At 61.5% G+C, this 20,186-nt stretch carries 23 protein-coding genes; 5 read left to right on the plus strand and 18 right to left on the minus strand.

Annotated features, from left to right (window positions below):
• Positions 1 to 9: 9 nt before the first annotated feature.
• Genes ACYVOC_RS08880 through ACYVOC_RS08905 form a run of 6 tightly spaced genes read right to left on the minus strand, consistent with a single transcriptional unit; the run spans position 10 to position 4,818 of the window.
• Positions 10 to 318 (minus strand): hypothetical protein, encoded by a 309-nt coding sequence (locus ACYVOC_RS08880; RefSeq protein ID WP_461161544.1) that lies wholly within the window; start codon positions 316 to 318, stop codon positions 10 to 12.
• Positions 311 to 2,359, minus strand: a complete 2,049-nt coding sequence (locus ACYVOC_RS08885) for a sialidase family protein (protein ID WP_461161545.1) — start codon at positions 2,357 to 2,359, stop codon at positions 311 to 313. The genes ACYVOC_RS08880 and ACYVOC_RS08885 overlap by 8 nt, the downstream gene beginning before the upstream one ends.
• Entirely contained in the window at positions 2,359 to 2,886 is a 528-nt protein-coding gene (locus ACYVOC_RS08890; RefSeq protein WP_461161546.1) for a hypothetical protein, read from the minus strand. Before ACYVOC_RS08890 ends, ACYVOC_RS08885 begins: the two co-directional genes overlap by 1 nt.
• Before the next feature lie 4 nt (positions 2,887 to 2,890).
• Entirely contained in the window at positions 2,891 to 3,343 is a 453-nt protein-coding gene (locus ACYVOC_RS08895) for a hypothetical protein (protein ID WP_461161547.1), read from the minus strand.
• A gap of 12 nt (positions 3,344 to 3,355) precedes the next feature.
• Complete coding sequence (locus ACYVOC_RS08900) at positions 3,356 to 3,859, minus strand: hypothetical protein (protein ID WP_461161548.1); 504 nt, start codon at positions 3,857 to 3,859, stop codon at positions 3,356 to 3,358.
• Positions 3,860 to 3,861: 2 nt separating this feature from the next.
• The gene (locus ACYVOC_RS08905) at positions 3,862 to 4,818 is read right to left on the minus strand and encodes a hypothetical protein (protein ID WP_461161549.1); all 957 of its coding nucleotides are present in this window, start codon (positions 4,816 to 4,818) and stop codon (positions 3,862 to 3,864) included.
• 104 nt (positions 4,819 to 4,922) lie between these two features.
• Here ACYVOC_RS08905 and ACYVOC_RS08910 point away from each other — a divergent pair, with 104 nt between their 5' ends.
• Positions 4,923 to 5,093, plus strand: a complete 171-nt coding sequence (locus tag ACYVOC_RS08910) for a hypothetical protein (RefSeq protein WP_461161550.1) — start codon at positions 4,923 to 4,925, stop codon at positions 5,091 to 5,093.
• Here the strand turns inward: ACYVOC_RS08910 and ACYVOC_RS08915 are convergent.
• The 3 genes from ACYVOC_RS08915 to ACYVOC_RS08925 all read right to left on the minus strand — a co-directional run bounded on the left by ACYVOC_RS08915 (position 5,083) and on the right by ACYVOC_RS08925 (position 12,898).
• A complete protein-coding gene (locus tag ACYVOC_RS08915; protein ID WP_461161551.1) occupies positions 5,083 to 12,099 on the minus strand; it encodes an LPD38 domain-containing protein in 7,017 nt (2,338 codons plus the stop codon). The two genes, ACYVOC_RS08910 and ACYVOC_RS08915, sit on opposite strands and share 11 nt — an antisense overlap.
• Before the next feature lie 107 nt (positions 12,100 to 12,206).
• Complete coding sequence (locus ACYVOC_RS08920) at positions 12,207 to 12,596, minus strand: hypothetical protein (protein ID WP_461161552.1); 390 nt, start codon at positions 12,594 to 12,596, stop codon at positions 12,207 to 12,209.
• A 5-nt stretch (positions 12,597 to 12,601) separates the two neighbouring features.
• Positions 12,602 to 12,898, minus strand: coding sequence for an ADP-ribosyl-(dinitrogen reductase) hydrolase (locus tag ACYVOC_RS08925; RefSeq protein ID WP_461161553.1), 297 nt, complete (start codon positions 12,896 to 12,898; stop codon positions 12,602 to 12,604).
• A gap of 158 nt (positions 12,899 to 13,056) precedes the next feature.
• Here ACYVOC_RS08925 and ACYVOC_RS08930 point away from each other — a divergent pair, with 158 nt between their 5' ends.
• Complete coding sequence (locus ACYVOC_RS08930) at positions 13,057 to 13,353, plus strand: hypothetical protein (RefSeq protein WP_461161554.1); 297 nt, start codon at positions 13,057 to 13,059, stop codon at positions 13,351 to 13,353.
• Between the two features lie 14 nt (positions 13,354 to 13,367).
• On the opposite strand, the gene ACYVOC_RS08935 is transcribed toward ACYVOC_RS08930, so the two are convergent.
• The 4 genes from ACYVOC_RS08935 to ACYVOC_RS08950 all read right to left on the minus strand — a co-directional run bounded on the left by ACYVOC_RS08935 (position 13,368) and on the right by ACYVOC_RS08950 (position 15,071).
• On the minus strand, positions 13,368 to 13,754 hold the full coding sequence (locus tag ACYVOC_RS08935; protein ID WP_461161555.1) for a hypothetical protein: 387 nt from the start codon (positions 13,752 to 13,754) through the stop codon (positions 13,368 to 13,370).
• A 158-nt stretch (positions 13,755 to 13,912) separates the two neighbouring features.
• On the minus strand, positions 13,913 to 14,635 hold the full coding sequence (locus ACYVOC_RS08940) for a hypothetical protein (protein ID WP_461161556.1): 723 nt from the start codon (positions 14,633 to 14,635) through the stop codon (positions 13,913 to 13,915).
• Complete coding sequence (locus ACYVOC_RS08945; protein WP_461161557.1) at positions 14,632 to 14,907, minus strand: hypothetical protein; 276 nt, start codon at positions 14,905 to 14,907, stop codon at positions 14,632 to 14,634. Before ACYVOC_RS08945 ends, ACYVOC_RS08940 begins: the two co-directional genes overlap by 4 nt.
• Positions 14,904 to 15,071 carry an Arc family DNA-binding protein gene (locus tag ACYVOC_RS08950; protein ID WP_461161558.1) on the minus strand — a complete coding sequence of 56 codons (168 nt, stop codon included), beginning with the start codon at positions 15,069 to 15,071 and terminating at the stop codon, positions 14,904 to 14,906. The genes ACYVOC_RS08945 and ACYVOC_RS08950 overlap by 4 nt, the downstream gene beginning before the upstream one ends.
• A 148-nt stretch (positions 15,072 to 15,219) precedes the next feature.
• On the opposite strand from ACYVOC_RS08950, the gene ACYVOC_RS08955 reads away from it, so the two are divergent.
• The 3 genes from ACYVOC_RS08955 to ACYVOC_RS08965 all read left to right on the plus strand — a co-directional run bounded on the left by ACYVOC_RS08955 (position 15,220) and on the right by ACYVOC_RS08965 (position 17,156).
• Positions 15,220 to 15,768 carry an Arc family DNA-binding protein gene (locus ACYVOC_RS08955; protein WP_461161661.1) on the plus strand — a complete coding sequence of 183 codons (549 nt, stop codon included), beginning with the start codon at positions 15,220 to 15,222 and terminating at the stop codon, positions 15,766 to 15,768.
• A gap of 528 nt (positions 15,769 to 16,296) precedes the next feature.
• The gene (locus ACYVOC_RS08960; RefSeq protein ID WP_461161559.1) at positions 16,297 to 16,749 is read left to right on the plus strand and encodes a hypothetical protein; all 453 of its coding nucleotides are present in this window, start codon (positions 16,297 to 16,299) and stop codon (positions 16,747 to 16,749) included.
• Between the two features lie 53 nt (positions 16,750 to 16,802).
• A complete protein-coding gene (locus ACYVOC_RS08965; RefSeq protein ID WP_461161560.1) occupies positions 16,803 to 17,156 on the plus strand; it encodes a hypothetical protein in 354 nt (117 codons plus the stop codon).
• Here ACYVOC_RS08965 and ACYVOC_RS08970 read toward each other — a convergent pair.
• From ACYVOC_RS08970 to ACYVOC_RS08990, 5 genes are all read right to left on the minus strand, one after another.
• Positions 17,153 to 18,304 (minus strand): hypothetical protein, encoded by a 1,152-nt coding sequence (locus tag ACYVOC_RS08970; protein WP_461161561.1) that lies wholly within the window; start codon positions 18,302 to 18,304, stop codon positions 17,153 to 17,155. The genes ACYVOC_RS08965 and ACYVOC_RS08970 overlap by 4 nt on opposite strands.
• Positions 18,305 to 18,316: 12 nt before the next feature.
• On the minus strand, positions 18,317 to 18,976 hold the full coding sequence (locus ACYVOC_RS08975) for a phage adaptor protein (RefSeq protein ID WP_461161562.1): 660 nt from the start codon (positions 18,974 to 18,976) through the stop codon (positions 18,317 to 18,319).
• A gap of 5 nt (positions 18,977 to 18,981) precedes the next feature.
• Positions 18,982 to 19,344: a hypothetical protein gene (locus ACYVOC_RS08980; RefSeq protein WP_461161563.1), complete on the minus strand. Its 363-nt coding sequence runs from the start codon at positions 19,342 to 19,344 to the stop codon at positions 18,982 to 18,984.
• Positions 19,345 to 19,424: 80 nt separating this feature from the next.
• Positions 19,425 to 19,838: a hypothetical protein gene (locus ACYVOC_RS08985; protein WP_461161564.1), complete on the minus strand. Its 414-nt coding sequence runs from the start codon at positions 19,836 to 19,838 to the stop codon at positions 19,425 to 19,427.
• A gap of 91 nt (positions 19,839 to 19,929) precedes the next feature.
• A partial coding sequence (locus ACYVOC_RS08990) for a phage capsid family protein (protein ID WP_461161565.1) occupies positions 19,930 to 20,186 on the minus strand: 257 nt, incomplete at its 5' end.

Consider the following 20,186-nt stretch of genomic DNA (forward strand, 5'->3'; position numbering starts at 1 on the left):
TGCTCCTGTTCAGTCCGAACGTGGGTACATCGTCGTATCGACGTATTCGTAACTCAGGCTCACGTACCCGCCTGAGCATGAACCTGTGACGTAGTAGTATTGCGCCGGGTTGCTTGTGTACACCTTGAACTTATTGATTGCTGCGATGTAGACGGAGTTTTTTCCCTGGAATAACTGTGCGATGGCCGTTGCTACCGCATAGAAACAAGGCGTGCCCTCCGTCAGCCCACCACTGTTTCCACCGCCACCGCCACCGCCACCGCCACCGCCACCGCCGCCACCCGTCGGCAGTGGTTTTTTTATGAGTGTGTTAGCCATAGTCAGGCTCCTTGAATCTGTAGTCCGCCATCCATGGGCGGGCTGGGTTCGCTGGGAGCACCGCGCCGTCGCTGTCGCGCAGGGCCACCAGCGGGAGCAGTTCGCCCCGGTTGTAGCGAAGGGCCGAATCAGAAAAGTCCTGCTCGAACACGTTCTGATCGGTCACTGAGTTCCGGTATTGGGCGCCGACGACTACCTGACCATCGACGTACGTCTCGCCCGGCAGGCTCACGGCAGCGTCTGATGCCCGCCAGGTATCCCCGCCATTTCTGGAGACATAGATCGTGGTGCGTAACGAGGCGTTCTGTTTTTTACGCACGGAATACACAGGTACGGCCAGTACGCTCTCGCTGATCGACACCACGAACCCGACCCGAAACGACCACACCACTGGGAGCAGCTTGCGCGCCCACGTCAGCCCGCCGTCATCCGAGACAAGCAGCATGGGCCGCGATCCGGGGTAGCTGACGACCTGGGCGGTGCCGTCCTTGTAGGCCCAGTACGGGTCGAACTGCATCCACAGGCGTTTCTTTTTCTTCTTGTCCTGCGGGTCCACGCGGTACACGGCGCCGCCGAAGCCTATCGGGACGTACGGGACAAACAATTGCCCGACTCCGGGGGTCATCAATCCGGTGCTGAATGTTGATCCATTGATGGATGCGATCTGCGCCGTCCCAGCGCTGGTGATGCGGTGCACCTGCACCTGGGGCGAGCCGGACTCCTGAAACCATGAAAACGCCAGCAGCGTGTCCTTGTCCTTGACCAGCATCCCGCCGTAGGGGAACACGCCCGGGAATCCTGCAGTGACGGGGCTGTAGGTCCACGTCTCGCCGTTGTTCTGCGTCCACATGAAGAAGGCGTCGCTGTTGACAGACTGCATTGATCCGCCAGCGCCGAACTGCATCACATGGACATTCACGCGCAGCACAACCCTGTCCGGCCCAAGCCGGTGCAGCGACATGCCGCGTGCCGCCAGGTAGTGCAGGGGCAAGTGCGGTATCGCAGGGAAGTTTATTTTGCTCAGTGCGACACCGCCCCCTACAGTCGTGCGCTTGCACGTCAGCCGGTACGGGCCAGCGCTGCGGCTGTCGTACACATCGTCGGATGCCGGGTACACGGCAATGACGGATGTGTACTCCCTGCCGTCCGGTGCCTTGGCGATGGCTGGCTCTGCAACGGCGTAGGTGTCCGAGGCGTCGCCGCCAGCGGGTACGTTGCTCACCCTGGGTAAGTCCAGGGACGAGCCGAACATCACGCCAGAGAACGCGGCGTACACGGTCGATTCCGTGTACATCTCCGTCGTTAGTCTGACCGAGGACGAAAAAGCCCGGGGCGTAGGATCAAAGCTAAGTCCGCTATGAATGTCGAACGAGAAGATGGGCGGTTTCGTCGTGCCGACTTCCGGGTTGACCTCCACCACCTCTACCCGCGCAGCGCGCAGGCCGCGCTTCTTGGTGTGTGGCTGTGGGTCGGTCAGCATCTCGCGCGCGGAGTCGTTGAAGAATCGTGGGTCGCCCGGAATAACGACCTCGCGCACCATCAGAACCTTGCCGTCGCCTTTCGCGAACAACCGTCGCTTGCCAGCTTGCGCGGTGTAGTTGGCCTCGTGCATCGCGCCGAGTGAACGCGGCGATGTCTCTGTGGTGAACCCTCGGTGCCGCGAAACGCGAGTCTGTGCCTTGAAGCCACCGATCTCGCGGAACGGCAGATCACCGTTGAGCGGATCGACTTCTGACACGTACAGGCGCGAGCGCTTGCGCAGCTTGACGTTCGGCGCCAGGTTCAGCAGCTCGTTGCCGGTGAGGTCGGAAAGCTGGCCGGGCGTCTGCTCCGCGTAGGTCTGCGATGTTTCATGCAGCAGAACAAAGCGCGGTTGCGACTCGCCCGACTCCTTCTCGATCCGCACGAACTCTCCAGATTTCTGCACGGTGCTTTCTGCATCACGGAAGGTGATGAACTCCGACCCGACCGCCACCATGGCCTGGAGCTGGTCTTTCTCCTTGCCGTCGGAAGTGCCATTGGAGTCATCGAAAATCAGCATCAGATGATCTCGTGGGAGCCGATGAAATTGGTCCAGAATGGTCCCGCCGGTTCTGGTACTGGGTCGCCGGGGAAAACCACCGCGCGCCAGATTTTCAGGCGCGTCAATCCGGCGGAGATCGCACCGATAGCTATGCTCTGCCCGCCGTCAGCAGAAACGTAGTGGGTGATGTTGTAATTTCCGCCCCCGCCTACCTCGAACAACGAAGCATCAGGGCCTTGCAGCTCCACCAGGAAATTGCTCGCGTAGAACGGTGGGCCGGGGTCATCCCAGGTGCCGTTGTCGTAGGTCATGTTGACATAGATGGAACTGGCGTCCCCTTCGGCGACGATGATCCTCGGGTGACCACCCAGGATGTTCGGGCTGCCAAGATCCCCGGGGATGGCAATATCACCGACATCACGCGCCCCAGCAGCAGCTGCGGAAGCAACTGCGGAGCTGTACGTGATGATTTCACCTCGGCTTACATCATCGAAGTCCGAATAGAACCCGAAGTACGCCCCACCTGGCTCAACGGGCATGGTCATTGGATTACCCCGGGATGCCGATCGAGACGAACTTGATCTCTCGCGTTGTGCCAGTGACCATCGCCACTGCGCCGAGGTTCATTTCGGCATTTGCCGTGCCAGAACGCCCCTGAAAGCGCGGTTGCGTTGTGGATGCTGCCCCGGTGTCAGCGCTGCCGACGAAGCGGAAGAACGCGGCGTTCCCATCTACCAGCACCGTGCCTGCCCACGTCTCACCTGCAGCCTTGCCGATGGCCCCGCCATCCGCAGTACCCAGATTCACACCAGCGGATACGCCGTCACCGTACACCGTGAGCAGCTTGGTGTGCTTTGCTGGGTCAATTGCGGCGTCGGCCGTGGCGGGAATGTCGGCGAGCGCCGAGGCATAGACATGGACAAACCCGCCAGCCAAGGCGGCCTTGAGCGAGCCGGTGTCAAGAACTTTATTGCGCAGTCCAGTAGAGGGCATGAGTGCCATGGTGAAATCTCCTTAGAGTGAGAGGAATTGAAATCCCGTCAGGACTTCGCAATAGACCGTGGGGTCGAACGGGCGCGGGTTGGCAAAACGCACAATGGAGACGAGCTTCCCGGTACTAGCCGATTTGGGCTGTACGGTGCTCAAAAACATGCCGTTTACCGTCCCGGTTCCGGTCAGGTCGAAGCGGGCGAGGGCTGCGGCGTTTGAGCATGCGCCAGCGGTGACCGTGCCCAGTACCAGCGGCATGCGTGCGGTCTGGCTGTACTCCGTTACTTCCGTGACCATGCTCGCCAGTGTTTTTGCTGTCTCGGTGCCGTCGGGGGTATGCGCGCCGCTCCAAAGGCCGATGTAGAACGCTGCCGGGGCGGTGCCGCCCTTGAGGTAGACGTTCGCCATATCGTTCAGCCCCTCGATAGGGACGCGGTTTTTCACCCGCTCAACGTGCAAAACACTGCCGTCCGCCTTGGACTTGAAAACCAGGTCATAGGTGAATCCGGGTCGGATAGTGGAAGTCATATTCAGGTTCCTTTTTTGCCAATACGGGCCTGCGCGTAGCTGCCTACGCCTGCACCCAAGTTGCCTTGTTCTGTCAGCGCCGCCACGATGGATCGCATGCCGTCAGACTCGCGCATCAGCGTTGCCGCATACCCTTCGACCGACATGGCAACGTGCGCCTCCTGTAGATTGGAGAGTTCGCCGACCGCAGTGCAGGAGACGACGCCGCGTGCGCTCATCCAGTGCGCGCCGCCGTCGTCGCGGTAGCTGGGCTGCTGGTCTGGTGCGCCATAGTCAAGAACAGCACGCACAGCCTGGGCAGGGAATCCACCGGCAATGAAATAGGTCTTGTCAGCCACCACGAACACTCCGCCCTCCACCGCAACAAGGCAGGTGATGGGCGCCGGGAACAGCTCGAAGCCTTTGGCCTCGTCGCGCAGGTGCGGGGTGAACGGTTCGCTGTAGATGACGGCCGAACCCACGGCCACCAGCAGGCGCCCTGCGTGGTGTGCGATGTGCTGGCCTGCTGGCATCGGCACCAACACCTGATCGCCAATGTCTGTTGCTGTGGTGCTGGCCCATTTCGGGGTTGGCCCAGTGATCGGGTGGTATGACCCAACGCGCAGCCCGTCGGTGAAGTACACCGCCTCATAGACCTGTGCGTAGCGCACTGGCGTGACGTTGCCGAAACCTCCAGCAACAAGTGTTTTAGTAGAGTCGATACGGTACAGATTGCCGTCATCGACATAGAGGGCATAGTCGCCTTCGACCGGCGCCCAGAGAGAGTGGCAATCCCCGCCAGCCTGCGCCAACGCATACCCGGCGCGCGTCTTCACCGTGCCCTGCGCGGTCACATCGACATTCAGCGCGTCGCGCAGCAGATGGCCGCCGCCTTCTTCACGGCCCAAAGCGAGCTTGAAGTCAGGTCGGCGGTTGTCCATCCCGCGAGGAAACGGGCCGATGCGCTTTGGTTCTGCCATGCCCGAAGTGTTCCGGGCTTCGGTGTTATGCGCGAACCCTACAGGGGGGACTCTCCGCTAGAGACGGATTGACACGGGCGGGCAATGGCGGCACATTTATCGCCATGCCTGCACTCATCTTCTGGCTTGTCGTGATCGGCCTCATCATCTTCTACAAGCTCACGACCAAGGCCGAGCGGCGCAAGATGATCGAGACGTACTGGGTCGTCATCGTCCTACTTGGCGTGGCAGGGTTCGCCTGGCAGCTACTGCGCCAGGGCCATTTCAGCGCATAACCGTCGCCACTCTCTGGGCTATTGCGTTCCTGCGGGCCTCTATTTCATCCAGCCGGACGCGCTTGGCGTCCGCTGAGAGCAGCTTACTCGACTCGATGCGCTTGACTTGCTGGCCCAGCTCGGAGATCTGGCGTTTGGCATTATTCACGGCAAAGCGGCGCTTGAGCTTATCGCCGTCCTCTTCCATGATGCTACTGGCAAGCTCAGTGTCCCCCGATTTGATCGCCGCTTGGTGGCTAGCCCAGGCCTGCTCGATGCTCCTGGCCTGCTCGTACATCTGGCTGACGTAGCGGCTGCTGCCGGTGGGCAGCGCTTCCACGAAGTTGCCGGCAAAGAACGTGTCGCGCATCCTCATCGCCGGGCGCTCGCCACGGTCAAGCAGCGGGCGCGATACCGTATCGGTCGCGGTCGTGGTCACGACGGCCAGCCAGCCGAAGTAACCGCGCAGCAGGAAGTCAACTTGCTTGGGGCTAAGCCCGGCGTACTCGCCTTTGACCAAGCGAACCGGGTCTGGCAATCCCCACGATCCCAGCAGCCGCGCCACTTCTGATGTGCGCTCGTTGTAGCGGTCCTTGGGCCGCAGCCTCTCATCGGCCATGCCTTCGATGGCGCGCCCGGAGAAGCTGTCCTTGTTGGCGTACACGTCCAGGAAGGGCTTGATGGCCTGCGGCGTCGGGTCCATGGCGAAGGTGTTGAACACCATGTCGCTGATGCGCTGACCAAAGCGCTTGCCGGTCATTTCCTCGCTCATCATCAACTCGGCCGTGCGCTCGGCCAGCGTGCCGATGGCACCCACTTCGAACGGCTTTGGAATGCGAAACGCCGTCTCGCCAATCTTGAACCACCAGTAGTTGTCGCGGTCCCAGTCCTCGCGCTTCTTCCAGTCGTCGTCATCGCCATAGGCTGCCAGCAGCGCCAGGCTGGCAGCAGACACAGCTCCCGCCATCGCGGCGAACCGGCGTGGGTCTTGGTTGGCCGCGCGGCCCAGCTTGTACAGACCCTGCATCCGCGCGTTGAGAAACGGCACCGTCTGCGTCAGGAAGCGAATCGCCTCCCACTTGCCCGACATGCTGAAGTCCATCAGGTCGCGCGCCTGAAAGCTTGCCTCGGCATGGCTAAGGCCCTTGGCGCGCAGGCGCTCGTACAGCGCGGCGCGGTTCACGTTTTCCGTGCGGTCGCCAAATTCCTCGTACGTCTCCCACAGCGATCGCATCTGCCCGGTGAGCTTTTCCCATCCTTGCTTGTCGAGCATCGTCCCGCCCAGGCGTTCGATGTGCCCGCGCAAGTGGTCGGTGTTTTCCTGCGTGCCGAACTTGATGATCCCGCCCGATGCCAGCATGGACGCATAGGTCTGGCTCGCCTTGCTGGTCGCCTTCCATCCCTTGGCGACGTTCTCCGCCGGGTTGTAGCTCAGGTCACTTTGCGCGATGGCAGACAGGCTGTCGCGGATCAGATTGCGGATCTTGAACGTCGGATTTACCGTAACGCCAAAGGTCAGCAGCCGCTTGAATGGGGCAAGCGCCTTGACGATGCCGCCAGGGGAATAGTTCAGCGCTGCAATGGCCTCTAACAGGTACGGGTCTTCCACAGCCCAGTGCTCGGACACGCCGTCCCGCATAACCTTCACGGCGCCCTTGGTGTCGGCTGGTACTTGGTAGGCAATGCCCAGCTTCTCCGCTTCGGCCATCGTGGCGAGCGAGGCGCGGTTGCGCGCGGCGGCCGCGTACAGGTGGCTCCAGTTCAGCAAGGTGTTCTGCAGCAGGTCGGCGCTGATCTGCTGAGTGCCGCCCTTGAGCTTCTTCCATGCCTGTTGGTTCACGAGTCCAGAACTGAAGCGCGGCCCCTTCATGTCGCCGTCTTCCATCAGGCGATAGAAGGGCACGTAGGGCTGATCCTTCATCAGGTCGTACGCTGCCTGGTCAATCAGGCCAGATTCCAGCGCCACCTTCAAAGACGCCTCGTTGAAAGCGTTTAGATCCTGCAAGGCCTTGGCGTAGAGCGGCATGCGCACCGTGCCATCGGCCATCTTGCCGGCATTCAAGCTGCGCAGGGCCGAAATGTCCTGGTCCGTCAGCAGGTTCTCCCGGCCCTCGGCCTTGAGTCGCTCGGCGCGCTGCGCCGCAACCCACTGGAAGAACCGATCGTGCTCTCCCTTGAGGCTGGCCAGCACCTTGGCAAATCCGCCATCCTTCATATCCACGTCGGTTACGCCATCGCGCAGGAACGGTTTTCCGTACAGCAGCGCTGCTTCCACAGCGCCATCGCTGCCCTTGGACATGCGGGCCAGCATGTAGGCTTCCTGGCTTACTTCCTTGATGGGAGCGAACTGGTCCACCAATCCCTGGCGCAGCTTGGTGCCCAGGTTGGCGCGGAACGACTGGGCGCGCTCGGCCCACGTCTGTTTGGTGATGGTGCCGAAAGCGCGCTCTGCGGCGACTTGCTGCGCCGGACTGTAGTCGTCTGCCGCTACGCTGCTTGCAGAGCGGCTGTAGAAGATGCGCTCGTCGGCTCTTTCGGTGGCCGATGCAAGTTTGGCTCGTTGAGAAACAAGCCCACCCAAAAATCGTCCTCCCTGCCCGCCGCCCTCGCTGCCGCTGCGTTCTTCGCGTAGAAGGGCACGGAAGACAGCGCTTCGCGCAGTCGTTTTCCACCCTGCTCCCGCCTCACTTTCGCCGCGGCTTCTTCCTCTGGCGTCAGCGGATCGAGCCAGTGCCTCTCGGGTGAGAACTGTGCCGGTGCGGTCGTCGATGAAGTTTCCGGTGTCGAGGTCATAGCTGAGATTCTTGGCATCTGAGAATACATTCTCCAGCGCCTTCTGGTTCACGTCAACAAGGCGGTCGATATTGCCTGCGTGATCACCATACACCCAGCGCAGCGGCGGCACGCCCAGGGCCGCATCACCGGCCACCTGGCGCGGATGCGGTGCCAAGTGGTCTGTGGTGCCGAACTTGAGCGCGCTGGACAGCATCTGCTCGGCACGGCGGCGCAACGCCACATCCGACAGACCGGACGGGTCGCCGATGAAGATGCGGCCCGTGTTGTGGGCATAGGTCGCCGCGATGTTGTACACACGGGCCCCGTTCTGCCCCGGCTTGAGCGCCGACACATCCACCCACACATCCGAGCGCGAACCAACAGGCGGCGCTTTCTCGCCCGGCCGCTCCGTAATCCAGCGCTCCGATGACTCATCCATCCCAAACACTTCATCCTTCGTCGGCTCGCGGCTGGTGATCGTGGCCCGCGTTCCGTCCGGCATGGTCAGCGTGTACATCGTCTCGCCGCCCAGGTCCGTGGTCGTCACTTTGATCTCAGGATCGTGTGCCGCCGTGATCCCGTCCACCGTGCTCTGCTCCGACTTCGGCAGCGCGAACAGGTCCTCGGCGTCGCTGATCTCCTTCAGTGCCTTCTGCGCTCGCGCGGCGCCATCCACCGCCGCAGCATCCAACTCCCCGCTGTGCGCCGGGTTCTCGCGCTGGGCAATGCCAAAGGCCAGATTCACCAAGTCCAGGGAATTGAAGTCGCCCTTGCTACTGGCGATCTTGTTCCAGACAGTTCGCAATGCGCTACGCACCTGGGCCAGCCAGCGCGCCACCGTGCCCTGCGGCGCCAGCGCGTTCGGACGCACGCCCATCTCCAGAGCCACCTGCACGGCGTATGGAAAGAGCTCCTGTGACGAATAGCCCTGCACGTCGGCATCGGCCGGGCGAGACTTTCGCACCCGCCGCGCCGCCTCGGCGTACACCGTGCGCTCCATGCTTTCTTTGGGTGCGCTGGCCCATCCACCGATGGCGCTGTGTAGCTTGTCCCAGCCCTCCTGGCCCAGCACAGCCGGGCCATGCTTGTGCATCAGCTCGTGGGCCACCACGCCCAGCTCGTCACCCGCTTTGATGTTGTCAGCGATCAGGAATACTGTCTTGCTCGCAGGGTCGTAGAAGCCCTGGGCAGCGCCATTCTTGTCCTCCTTTCCATTTTTGCCGCCCTGCTCCGTGTGCATCTGCACTGAACCAATCAGCGGCTCCCATTCCTTCTTGATCTCGTCAGAGGTAGCCACCACCACGCGGCCCAGGCGATTTGGCAGCATGCCCAGGCCGTTGACCATCTCCCGCACCGCGGCGCGCACGGAATCCTTGGTGGCAGTCTCCGGCGGGCGGCGCAGCGCCAGGATGGACTGGGCCAGCTCCTGGGACATTTGCGGCTGCGCCTGGCTGAGCATCGCTGGCGCGCGCTCCTCGGTGGTCCGCACCTTCTCCGCGTCCACTTTCTTCCCGGGCGCCGTCGCTCGGCCCACCACGGCATAGCCATTCTTCAGGGACGCGTCTTCTTCCACCGTGTAGATCACGCCATGGGTCTTGCGCGCCAGCTCTGACCGCACCTGATTGGCCCGGTACTCGCTCATCCCTTCCTTGTACTTGCCAACGTCGCGTGATACTTCGCGGCCCTTTGGCGCCGCTACGCCGGAAGCCTGTTCGCTGGCGCCACCTGCAGCAGGTACACCAGTTCGCACAGCGGCGCCAAGCTTGCCGGCACCACCTCCCGGCCGCTGTCCAGCACCGACAGCAGGTGCCGAGACTGGAGCCGATTGGCCTGCCCCGCCTTGCGCAGCAGCACCAGCGCCCGGGACGCGCTCATCTGCCAGCCGTAGATTTCGTGGGGTTGCAGCATCGGGGGTTCCTTGGGTGTTGATTTCTGGCGCACTGGACACCTGCCCAGCCCACGCCTCAAGCATGTCGGCAGCCGCCGCAAAAGACTCGCGCACATCGCTGGTACCTGTCATGCCATCGGCAGACTGGCGCAAGCGCTGTGCCTCCTGGCGGTACATAGCCGGACGCTTTTCATCGGCAGACACGTTGTCGATCTGGTCGCGCAGCCCGCGCGCAATGTCGCCAGCACGAGTTATCGGCGTGCTCTTAGCGTTGCTTGGGGGGTTCGTCAGCCGCTCCTGCTGGCGCACCAGCGAATCCACATCCGCCCCTTTGCGGCTCTTGAGTTGCTCCAGCTGGGACCAATGGGCGGCACTTCCTGCATCGCTGAACGTCGGCGCGCCGCTGATGGCCCTGCCACCGGCCGGCCCGGCATTCACCGATGGCAGCCAGCGTCCGTCGCCTGCGCGCGTCGCCGCGATGGGTGATGGCAGGCTGTCTGCCGCATCAATCTCCGCCACGATCTGAGCCAGGCGCTTGCCCTTGTGGTCAATGCCCAGGCTCTTGGCTACCGGCACAGCGCGCAGCATGCTCTTGCGCCAGCCGTCGGGCCGCGCTACCGCGGCTTGAGCCGTTGGCGCCGCTCCTTGCGCGCCTGGCGCTGCCTGGCCTTGCGCTCCATCGTTCTGAGTCGTGGCGGCATTGGTCAGTCCTGGCTCGGCTGGCGCTTGCGGCTGTTGCGGCGCTGTTTGCTGGGCTTGATCGGCTTGAGGGCCATCGGTCACTCCTGTGGTTGTGGAAACGGGTGCAGGCCCAGCGGCTTCCACGGCGAAGGCTCGGGCTGCGGGAAGGGATTCGGCGGCTGCGGCCACTGGCGTTGGGGCAGTTTGGGCACTTGCGGCCTCCTGGCGGCGGGCGCGGATGCGTTCCAAGCCTTCGCGCAGATTCGTGGGAGGCGGCAGTTCAGCAAGCGATTGCGCTACGTTTTGTGTAGCTGCTTGCGCTTGACTGTCCTGCGCTGCTGGTGCTTTCTTGCTGGATTCCTTGGCAGCTTGCACAGCCTGGGCGGCCTGCAGCATCTGGTCAGTCACGCCAGAATCCACCGCCAGGGCGGCGCCCTTAGAAAGCGGCCCTGCCGTTGGGTCGATTCCCATGGCCTCGGATGGCCGGACTGGCGCTGGTGCCTCGGCTTGCGGCGCGGATGCTGCAGCCTCCTGATCCCAAGCCGTGTACGGGTCAACCTCCGGCTTTGGCTGTGGCGTAACCAGGTCTTCAAACGTCGCAGGTGCGCCGCGATCCACCGGGTTGATGGGCTCCCCGGCGATGGTGTCCATCGTCGGCGGCTGGCGTGCTTCCTCGGCCAAGGCTCCAGCGCTGGCTGTGGCTTCCTCGGCGCTCTGTGTCGCCTGGGCGTCGGCATGCTCCTGCGCGCGCTGCTGGGTCCGGTTTCCCGATGCACCGATGCCGCCACCGGCACCGCCCATCGCAGTCCCCGTGATCAGGCCCTGCGCGGCTGCCGCGCCAACGCCCTCGCCTATCGGCTTGTCCAGCGCCACGTTCTGCAGCGCCTGCTCGGCCATCGACTGCGGCATTTCTTCCAGCGCGCCTTCGGCCACCGCGCCCTCCAGCACCTGGCGCGCTGTCGATCGGGTGGAGCCCTGCCCGGCTGCGCGAGTTGTGCCGCCAGCCAGCATCGTGTCCACGTCGCCGACGCCCAGGCGCTGTGCGACCTTGCCGCCCAGTGCGCCCAGGCCGGCCGTGGCAAGGCCAGAAGCGCCCGCGAGCGCGGCCTGTTTTCCGGTGAGCAAACCGTCCTGGGTCTGCCCGCGCACCTGTTCTGCAGCCGATCCGGCGCCCACCAATCCCTCGCCCAGCGCACCGGCCAGCACCGGCCCAAGCTTGGGCGCCAACGCCATCGCGCCGCGCGCTGCTCCTGCGCCGCCAAGCATCTGCGGGATGGATTCGCCGACCCCTGTTGCGATGGTGCTGGGGTTCTCCAGCATCGCTTTGGCCGTGCCCAGAAAGCCATCTGCTTCCCGGACCTTGCGGTTAGCCTCCTGCTGGGCAGGCGAATACATGGTGTCAAGGGTGTCCTGGGCGTCCTTGAAGCGCACGCCAGCGCCCTCGATGGCCTTGCCAGCATGGCCGCCGGTTGGGATGTCGAGCAGGCCGACTGCAGCTTGTGGCAGGCCTACGGCGCCTTTGAGGGCGGTGACGCCTATGTCCCGGGCCGTGCCACCGAGGGTGCGCTTAGGGGCGGCGGGGGCGTCCACAGGCGAAGCTCCTTGCTTCCACCAATCGCCATCGGGCTGCGCGGAATCAACCGCCGTGGCGCCCTGCTTCCACCAATCATTGTCTTGTGCCATCCCCCAAGGTTCGCCTGCCTACCTGCGAGCAGCAAACCCTATGGGGGTGCTGCGCCCCAGACGTGACAAAGCCCGCTCAGGGGCGGGCTTTGTCAGTGGCGCTAAGGCTACGCCACCTTGCGATCCGGCTCATCCAGATTCCGAGTTGCAGCATGCTTTCTCGAAGGCTTGGCCTTCCCTTCATCGGCGGCGATCTGCGCCTTGTCCGACGCGACCTTCGACGCATACTCGCGCATGATCCGCTTCGACTCACACTCTGCGTAGCGAATCAATGCCTCTCTCATGAGGGGTTGGTACCCAATCCCCTCAATCTGCGCTATCACTTTGAAATCCTCGATTACCGACTTTGGCAGCCTGATCGAGATGAGCTGCATGCCAAGTGCATCTTGGATGGCGCGTTCAGTCTCACTGGACACAACCTTCGCGCTCTCCATGTTCTCACCAAGTTCGCCGCTTTCCCATGCATTGTCGGTTCCCGGCTTCTTGGGCTTTGCCATCTGTATCACTCCTGTGGTTGACTTAACTTTGTATATATAGACTCTGACTTCTGATTGGCGTCGTAGGCAGTTTTGAGGTAAACATTTCCATCCTTCGCGACAAACACCACCTTGAGGCGGCGTCCACAATTCGTTTCAGAGATGAACCAATAGCTGGGCGGGTCAGTGCGATGATCTTCCTCATCATCCTCAAGGTAGGAGCCAACCCTGTTGTAGAAGCATTCAGTCACTTCCCCCTCTTTGACTGAGTGCTTGGTCAGAAGTTTTTCTCGGATTGCCGGGGATACAATCAAATTCAGCATAAGTAGATTGTATATACACCAGAACTTGTTTGGATGACGTTTTGTGTAATACACAACACCTGTAGTGGAATAGTGGCAGGACTCCACAGAGGAGGAACAATCGTTGCGCAGCCTCACCATCCCCGCCATCGCGTAACCTGCCCTGCTACATTCCGCCCATGCACCGCATCCTCAAGCCCATCCTGCTCGGCCTGCTCATCAGCACCAGCCTGATGGCCACCATCTACGTCTCAGCCGTCATGGGCTCAACACCAGCCGTCAACCTGCTGCTGGAGATGACGCTGCCGCCGTTCAACATCGCTGCGGCCTTCCTGGAGCCCGTGGCACCCGATGACCTGGAGCGCGGCGGGCAGATGATCGATTTCATGCTCCTGGTGGCCTGGGTGCAACTCATCATGGTCGCAGCGGTTGTCATGGCAGGCATTCGAGTAGTGCTCGGGAGAAAGCCCACCTGATAGCGCTGGGCCAATCAGCCTTGCAGTATGAATTCCGCCATTTCTGCCGCATGGGAGAACATGTGGCACGAACCATCCAGGAATCGCATGTATGCACAGTCCTTTCTGCTGAAGGACTTGACGCCCAAATGGAGCACGGCCGACACCTTGAACCATTCGCCGATGAATTGGTCAAATTGTTCAAACTGCAAGCACTTCATTCGTCTGACCTGGTCCAATGCAAGATCGACTGCATTGTCAACTTCGTTGTCCTCATCACTCCAATGCTCATCGGTGCACCTGATGCGGCAGATGTGCTCCAGGTCAAATTCAGCCTTGGCAATGGCCAGGGTCACGAACTGGTGAAAGGATGGGAGCCCGGCCATGCTTGCCGCCGCCTTGGGTCGTGTGGTATCTTTCATTATGAAATCCGTTCAGTAGAAGGTTCGGGGTTCAAAGAAAGCCTCAGCGGGTCCAAGCGCTGGGGCTTTCGCCTTTGATGGTGGTAGTTTCGCAAGTCCGAAAGCCTGAAACACCCCTGAAAAGCACACGAATCGGACGCTTTTCGACTTTGTTGCGGTCAATGCACTCCCTCCTGCTGCTCAGGGAACAGCGCGCGCAGGTCAATCCCATAGACGGCTCTCCAAGCCTCAGATGGCCATGCCTTCACCTCTCCCCAGCGAGGGTCGGTAACCTTTTCGGTGGGCAGCCCTTTTGTCTTGCAGAATTCACGCAATGGGCGCCAGTCTTGCGGGCCAAACTTGCGTCCAGTGGCTTTCTCCACAGCGATGACGGTTGCGTGGCGGGCGTTGCGGCCGAGCTCTTCGGTCAGGCGCTTCACCTCGCGCACTGCCTTGGCGGCTGTCGCCATTGCAGTGGCTTCGCGCTTGCTACCGATCAGGGCTTTGGTGCGGACGGCTTCGTCGCGCTGGGCTTCCGCAGCTACGCGCGCCTTTTCAGACTCCATCGCGATTTCCAGAATTTGCATTCGAGAAAGAGCTGCCGGGGCCGTGATGGACTTGAGCTTGGCCTGAACAGATCGCCGCACGCCTTTGCTCTCACGCATTGAGACAAGCATGCATTGATCCTGAGTCAGTTCCAGGACTTCGCTTGTGGTGGCGTTTGGATTGGTCACTACAAAAATTTTGTAGTGCTCCCCATCCAGCTCGTCTTTGCAGCGTTCCACGAACTGGTTGTGTCGCACTTCCGATTCACCGAAGGCTTTGCGCTCCTCGTTTATCAGGTCCAGCAGGTCTTTGCTGTTCATGGTCTGCTGCACCGCCAACGTCACAAGTTCAGTCACGATATATCTCCCGAGTGAATGGGTTCATCGACTTCGATCTCGACAGGCACGGTGTATTGGGCCGCTTTGGTTGCAGCTGCGTGAAGGCCGTCCAGCCGCTCCTGCGCATTGGCATCGTGGGCGCTGTAAGCACCCTCATCGGCCGCGAACCCCACAGCCACAGCGGCAAAGAACAACTCTTCCACCACGGCACGCGGCACGAGGTCGAAAGTCACACGATGCGCTGGGATCGTGACTCTCCGGGTTTGGCGCAAGTGAGTAATGTTGCTCACGGCTGTGCTCCTTGGGGCTGCTGCTGCGCGCGGCTTTGTTCCAGCCGCAGCACTACTTCGCTGTTCATCGAGCGCTTGTTGCAAGCTGCCTGATGCTTGAGCCAGTCTTTCAAATCGGGAGGTAGCCGGACTGGTGACGGCGCCAACTTTCCATTGCCTTGCATAGGACTCCTTTTTTAACTACGCGGCGTTATTATTACGCTGCGTAGTCATTCCGTGCAAGTTGTTTTGTAGCTACACTGCGTAGCAATGGCTAAGTCTCCCAACACAACCACAGCTCCAACCGGGCAAATCGCCCCGTTTGGGCTGCGAATGCTCCCAGACTTGAAGGAGCGGATCGAGTCCGCTGCAAAAGCGAGCGGGCGTAGCATGAACGCTGAAATCGTTGCCCGTCTGCAAGCTAGCTTTGATGCGCCTTCTGTCGGCACGTCCCACGCGCGCACCGTGGCGGCGCCTGATGAACTGCAGGTGCTGTACGCGATCACGGTGGCCCAAATTGAACTCCAGCAGGCCACCATGCAGTTCAGTGAAGCAAAGGACGAGGCATTCCGCGCCTCTGCGCACTTAGCGCGACGCGAATTGGAGCTGCGCGACTCCGAAGAATCTGGCCAAGACGATGCTTTCATCTCTGTGCGTAGAGCCGCCTGCCACGAGGCGCAGAAGGAATTCAAGTCTGCGCAGCGCGCAGTTCAGGCAGCAAAGGAAGAAGTGCACGCGAAGCAGACCGCCTTAAGCGACCTGCACATGCTTCGCGCAACTGGGACCAATATTCCTGATCCGAGGAACCTGAAAAGAGTCACTGCTGAAGTTCAGGCACGGTGGGGAGACACCAAGAAGCCGGGCGCAGAAACTACGCCCTGAATTTCTTCGTAGGATGGTGTGCTTGCGAATATGTAGCCGCTTGGCTCAGGGACGAAACAATTACGCGGCGTCAATGCCGTCCCAGCTCAAGCTGGGGGGCATGCATGCAAACCTACGGCAGGGACAGCCCACCAGGCATCGGCTGGCTGAAAGGCAACTTGGTATTTCTGGAAAACACCCAAATTGGCCAATACTCCATCCTGTACATCTGTGAGATACTGAAATCGAAATGGCCGTCTACCTCCTAACCCCGCTATCAGACAATATTGTTCAAGCTCGGGCACTTGTTGAGGCCCGGCTCGGAGATGGTCATGGGGACTTCCTTGCTCTTCCGAATGGTCGTGGGTGGCTTATTTCATTTCGCGGCACCAGTGTTGAGTTATCCAACTTTCTTGGCATCACAGGCTTTCCGGAAGGTGGAGCTCCTACTCTCACGTCAGTTCTGATCACCTCTGTCAACTCGTACTATGGTCGGGCAAGTTCAGACGTGTGGGAGTGGCTGAAAGTTCGGTTTGAAAGCGCCTCGTGATGGCAACCCGTCAGCCCCGTAGGTCGGCAGTTGAAGAAGAAGCGACACTGCCGCAGATGCCTCCACCTGCACACCAAGGGCTAGGCAGCGGGTTGGATGCTGGCTTCGTTTGGCAGCAGCTTTCCGATATTCAGAAGTCACTTGGCGCCATTCAGGCGACCCTGCAGCAACACACCTCCGCGATTGAAAAGGTGGACGAAAAACTGAGCGACAAAACAGAAAAACTCGAAGAAAAGCTGGGTAGCAAGCTATCCAAGATTGATTCGGATGTTTCTGAATTCAAGCAAATTCGCCACACGGCAAAGGTGGTAGCTTGGATGGTTGGTGTTGCTTCAGCAGGTGTTTTGGCAGTCGCAGGCTTCATCGCCAAGGAAGCGTGGGGAGTGTTTAAACCCCATTCAATCAATGCCACACAGCAACAGCCAGTTCCTTTGACGATTCCGAAGCCATGATCACGCCCATAAGCGCGTAAGCCACCTGCTACAGTGGAGACAGGAGGGACACCATGGGACCGATTCCAAGATCAGCGCTGGGCTTGGCTCTGGCGTTTGCCTTCGCCTCCCCAGCCTTTGCCGGGAACTACGCGGAGTGCATCATCGACAAGATGCCCGGCGTGGCGAACGACACGGCAGCCACCGCCGTGTACCAAATGTGCAAGTCCGAGTACCCAGGCACCATCAACTCCGTGCCTCAAGGCTCAGGGCGCGGAATGTTCAGCTTCAAGTCCGGCGCCGAGTGCACAGCCAAGAAAGCGGGCGACACCCGGAGCAACCAGGCGGCGCACATGATCGGGGTGGCTTGTCGGAAGCTGTATGACGAGGCGGACTGGTGGAAGAAGAACGCCACCCCAATCAACTAGTTCTTCCGGTATTGCTTCCCGTCAGGGCCAACGTACACGCTCCCAGAAGGTAATGCCGCCAGCTGCGCTGGCGACGAGACCGTAGCCCCTGCCGCCCCGCCCTGCCTTGGCTGCTGCACAAACTGCTGAGTCTGCCGGTTGAACACGCTGGAGGGCATGTTGTAGGGCTTGCCGTTTTCATCGACCTGCTGGCCGCCTGGCACTACGAGGTAGGGATCTGCCTGATCCGTCTGTCCCTGGGCCTCCCGCAGCCGCTGCACAAGGGACTTACGCTTGGCGGGGTCTTGCTCTGCTGCCACCTGTTCTCGCATCCCTTGGATGAGGCTTGCACCCCGGTTGGCGATTCCCTGCGTCTCTCCCGCCTGGTTGATCTTTTGCTGCTCCAGCATCCGTTGCACCAGAGAACGCTGGTTTGCACCAGTCTCCTGCATGCCAGTGCGTTGAATTCCAGCGTTCTCGCGCATGACGGCCACATCCACGCCAGGCTGTGCGCCTCGGAGTTGGGCATCTGCTCCTGCGAGCTGCGCAGCATAGGCGCGCTCGGGCGATACAACACCTTTGCCGTGCTTGTCCCACTTGCCGCCATCGTTCATGATGCTCGATGCGCTGACCATGGCATTGCGCAGATCATTGCGCGCCTGCCAGTCGTTCCCACTGTGGCGAACTGTGGGAGATTGCACCCCCGCCACTCCGCTGCCAGGCACGATGCCAGCCGCAGCCGCGAGGCCTTGCGGCCGCCCATCGGCCACCATAAAACCACCGCCTGGCGCCCTCCCATTGACGGTGATGTCGCCAGAGATATTGCCGCCGGAATAGCTGTTTCCCACGCGGGTCACATTGCCGCTGCTGTCTGGCGTGGAAGCAGCTGATACTGGTTCCTGACCCGTGGCCGGCGCAGCGAGAGGTGTGGTCTGCGTGCCGGCCGCCAGACGCTGATCCGTTGGATTCGACGGCACAGCGGAGAGTACGGCCCGCGCGTTGGTGGGCGCCTTCGGCTTGGAAAAGGGCGCTGCCAGAGTTTCAGGAATGGTCAAGGCAGACTGCCGGTTTGCAATCTGACGGTCCAGATCCTGCGCGCCAGTGCTCCCGTCAGGTTGCCCAGAACGCGCCCGCTGCAAGGTATTCAAAATCTGATCGGCGGAGGCCACGGTGGATTCCTTTCAAAAGGACATGCGAACGACGGGCGGGCGCTTGTCACGCTGCTTGCGCTGCACGTTGGCATCGGGACGGTCGCCGAACGCCTGAACGAACAAACCCAGGGACACTGCTGCCTTGTTGGGGTCGAAGGTGTCTGCGTCCTGCTTGAGGTACGCACGGTGCATCACCCAGTCCATCAGGCGCTCGTGAAAGCGCTCGGGTATCTCTGGGCGGGCGGTGTCGATATCGGCGCTGAGCGGCTTCAAGGCGCCGCGATAGACCGTGATCGAGGCTGCCTCTGCGACGGTCGGCGTCGGTACCAGGCGAACCTTGGGCGGCTGGACGCCACTGGCCTGTTCAAACAGGAAGTAGCGCGGCAGACCGGTTCGTGCTTCCCAGCCCTGGCATTCGGCGTCCAGCGCTTCAACGCTGGTTTCATCAAGCGGTCGGCCCCGGAAGGCCAGGCGCTTGATCTCGAAAACACTGGGGTGCAGGTCGTAGGTGTCCTGGCCAGGCGCCAGCGTGAGCGCCATGGAGCGGTCCTCGATCAGCTGGGCCCGCTCGCAGGCTTCCTGCACCGCCTCGTTCAGGTAGGAGACGATTTCTTCTCCCGACCAGAACGGTGGAACGACGACATCGAACACCGCTGCCCGGAATCGGGAGATGAAGTCTTCTACCTTCATGGCGATCAATCTGCCTTGGTGAGTTCCTCGAAGGCCGCATCGGCTTCTTCGCGCGTGACGCTGAAGCCCAGCTTGGCCTTGAGCCGGTTCAGGTTCGGCTTGCCGTCCTCGTTGAAGTCGCCTTCGTCGTCGCCGTCGAGCATGGCAGTGATGGCCAGGCGAATCTCGGCTTCGCGCACCATGGGCTTACCGTCGCCTTGCGTGCTCGCGCCGTCCGCGTTGAAGATCGTCTCGGGGATCGCGCCATTGGCCACGGCCTCACGGTGAAACATGGGCGCCAGCTCGGTGCCTTCGCGTGGAATGACGGCCATGTGGCCAGAAGTCAGGCCGACCTGCAGTGGCTCATCGGATGGGGAATAGAACTTCATGATGGGTTTCCTCAAAAGGCCCGGCAGCGCTGGGTCGCCGGGTAAAAGGCCCCGAAGGGCCGGACCACAGAGAACATCGATCAGCCGTGGCTGAACGCGGCGCGGCCGTCCACGATGTAAAGGACGGTCAAGCGGGCGACCCCGGCGCTGGGCGCTGCGCCAGTTCCGGTCCAGACAACGCCCACAGTGCTGGGTTCTGCGTACTTCTTTCCGGTGGGCACGATCTCCACGGCGCTAGGCGCAGTGATGTCGGAAGACTGGGCGGCGTAGGTGGCAGCGGAGGCTGCAGCCACGCCGACCTGATCGCCAATGGAGAACTTGTCGTCCGTGCCCGAATTGAAGATCGTGGTGATGGCCAGGTGGCCGCCGACGACGATGGCGCCAGCAGGCACATCGACAGCGCCCGCATAGGTGCCGCTGGTCACATCGGCAAAGGTGAAGTCGGCCGTTGCCGCGATGACTTCCTGACGGCCGGGTTTCTTGGTAATGGTCATGATGGTTCCTTCAACAACAGGGGAAAACGATGGCTAGCGGAGCGCTGCCGGAAGAGAGAACGCAGCGGGACCAGCGGCCCCGCTGCAGGCGTCACTGGATGTAGTGATCCAATGTGACGGTGCTGAAGTCCTCGACCGACTTGTCGTAGATCGAATAGAACTTGGGCTTGAGCAGGCCGAACATCTTGTCGATGTTGATACCCTGCTGGCTGCCGTACTGGAACGTCTTCTCGTCCCACTCGGCGGGGCCGATGTCGGCCATGGCCAAGGCCTGCGCACCGCACAACACAGAACGCGTTCCGTTCACCAGGCCACCAGCGCCCCACTTGGAGCCAGAAGCAGCGCCCT

The sequence above is a fragment of the Simplicispira piscis genome, from assembly GCF_054783455.1.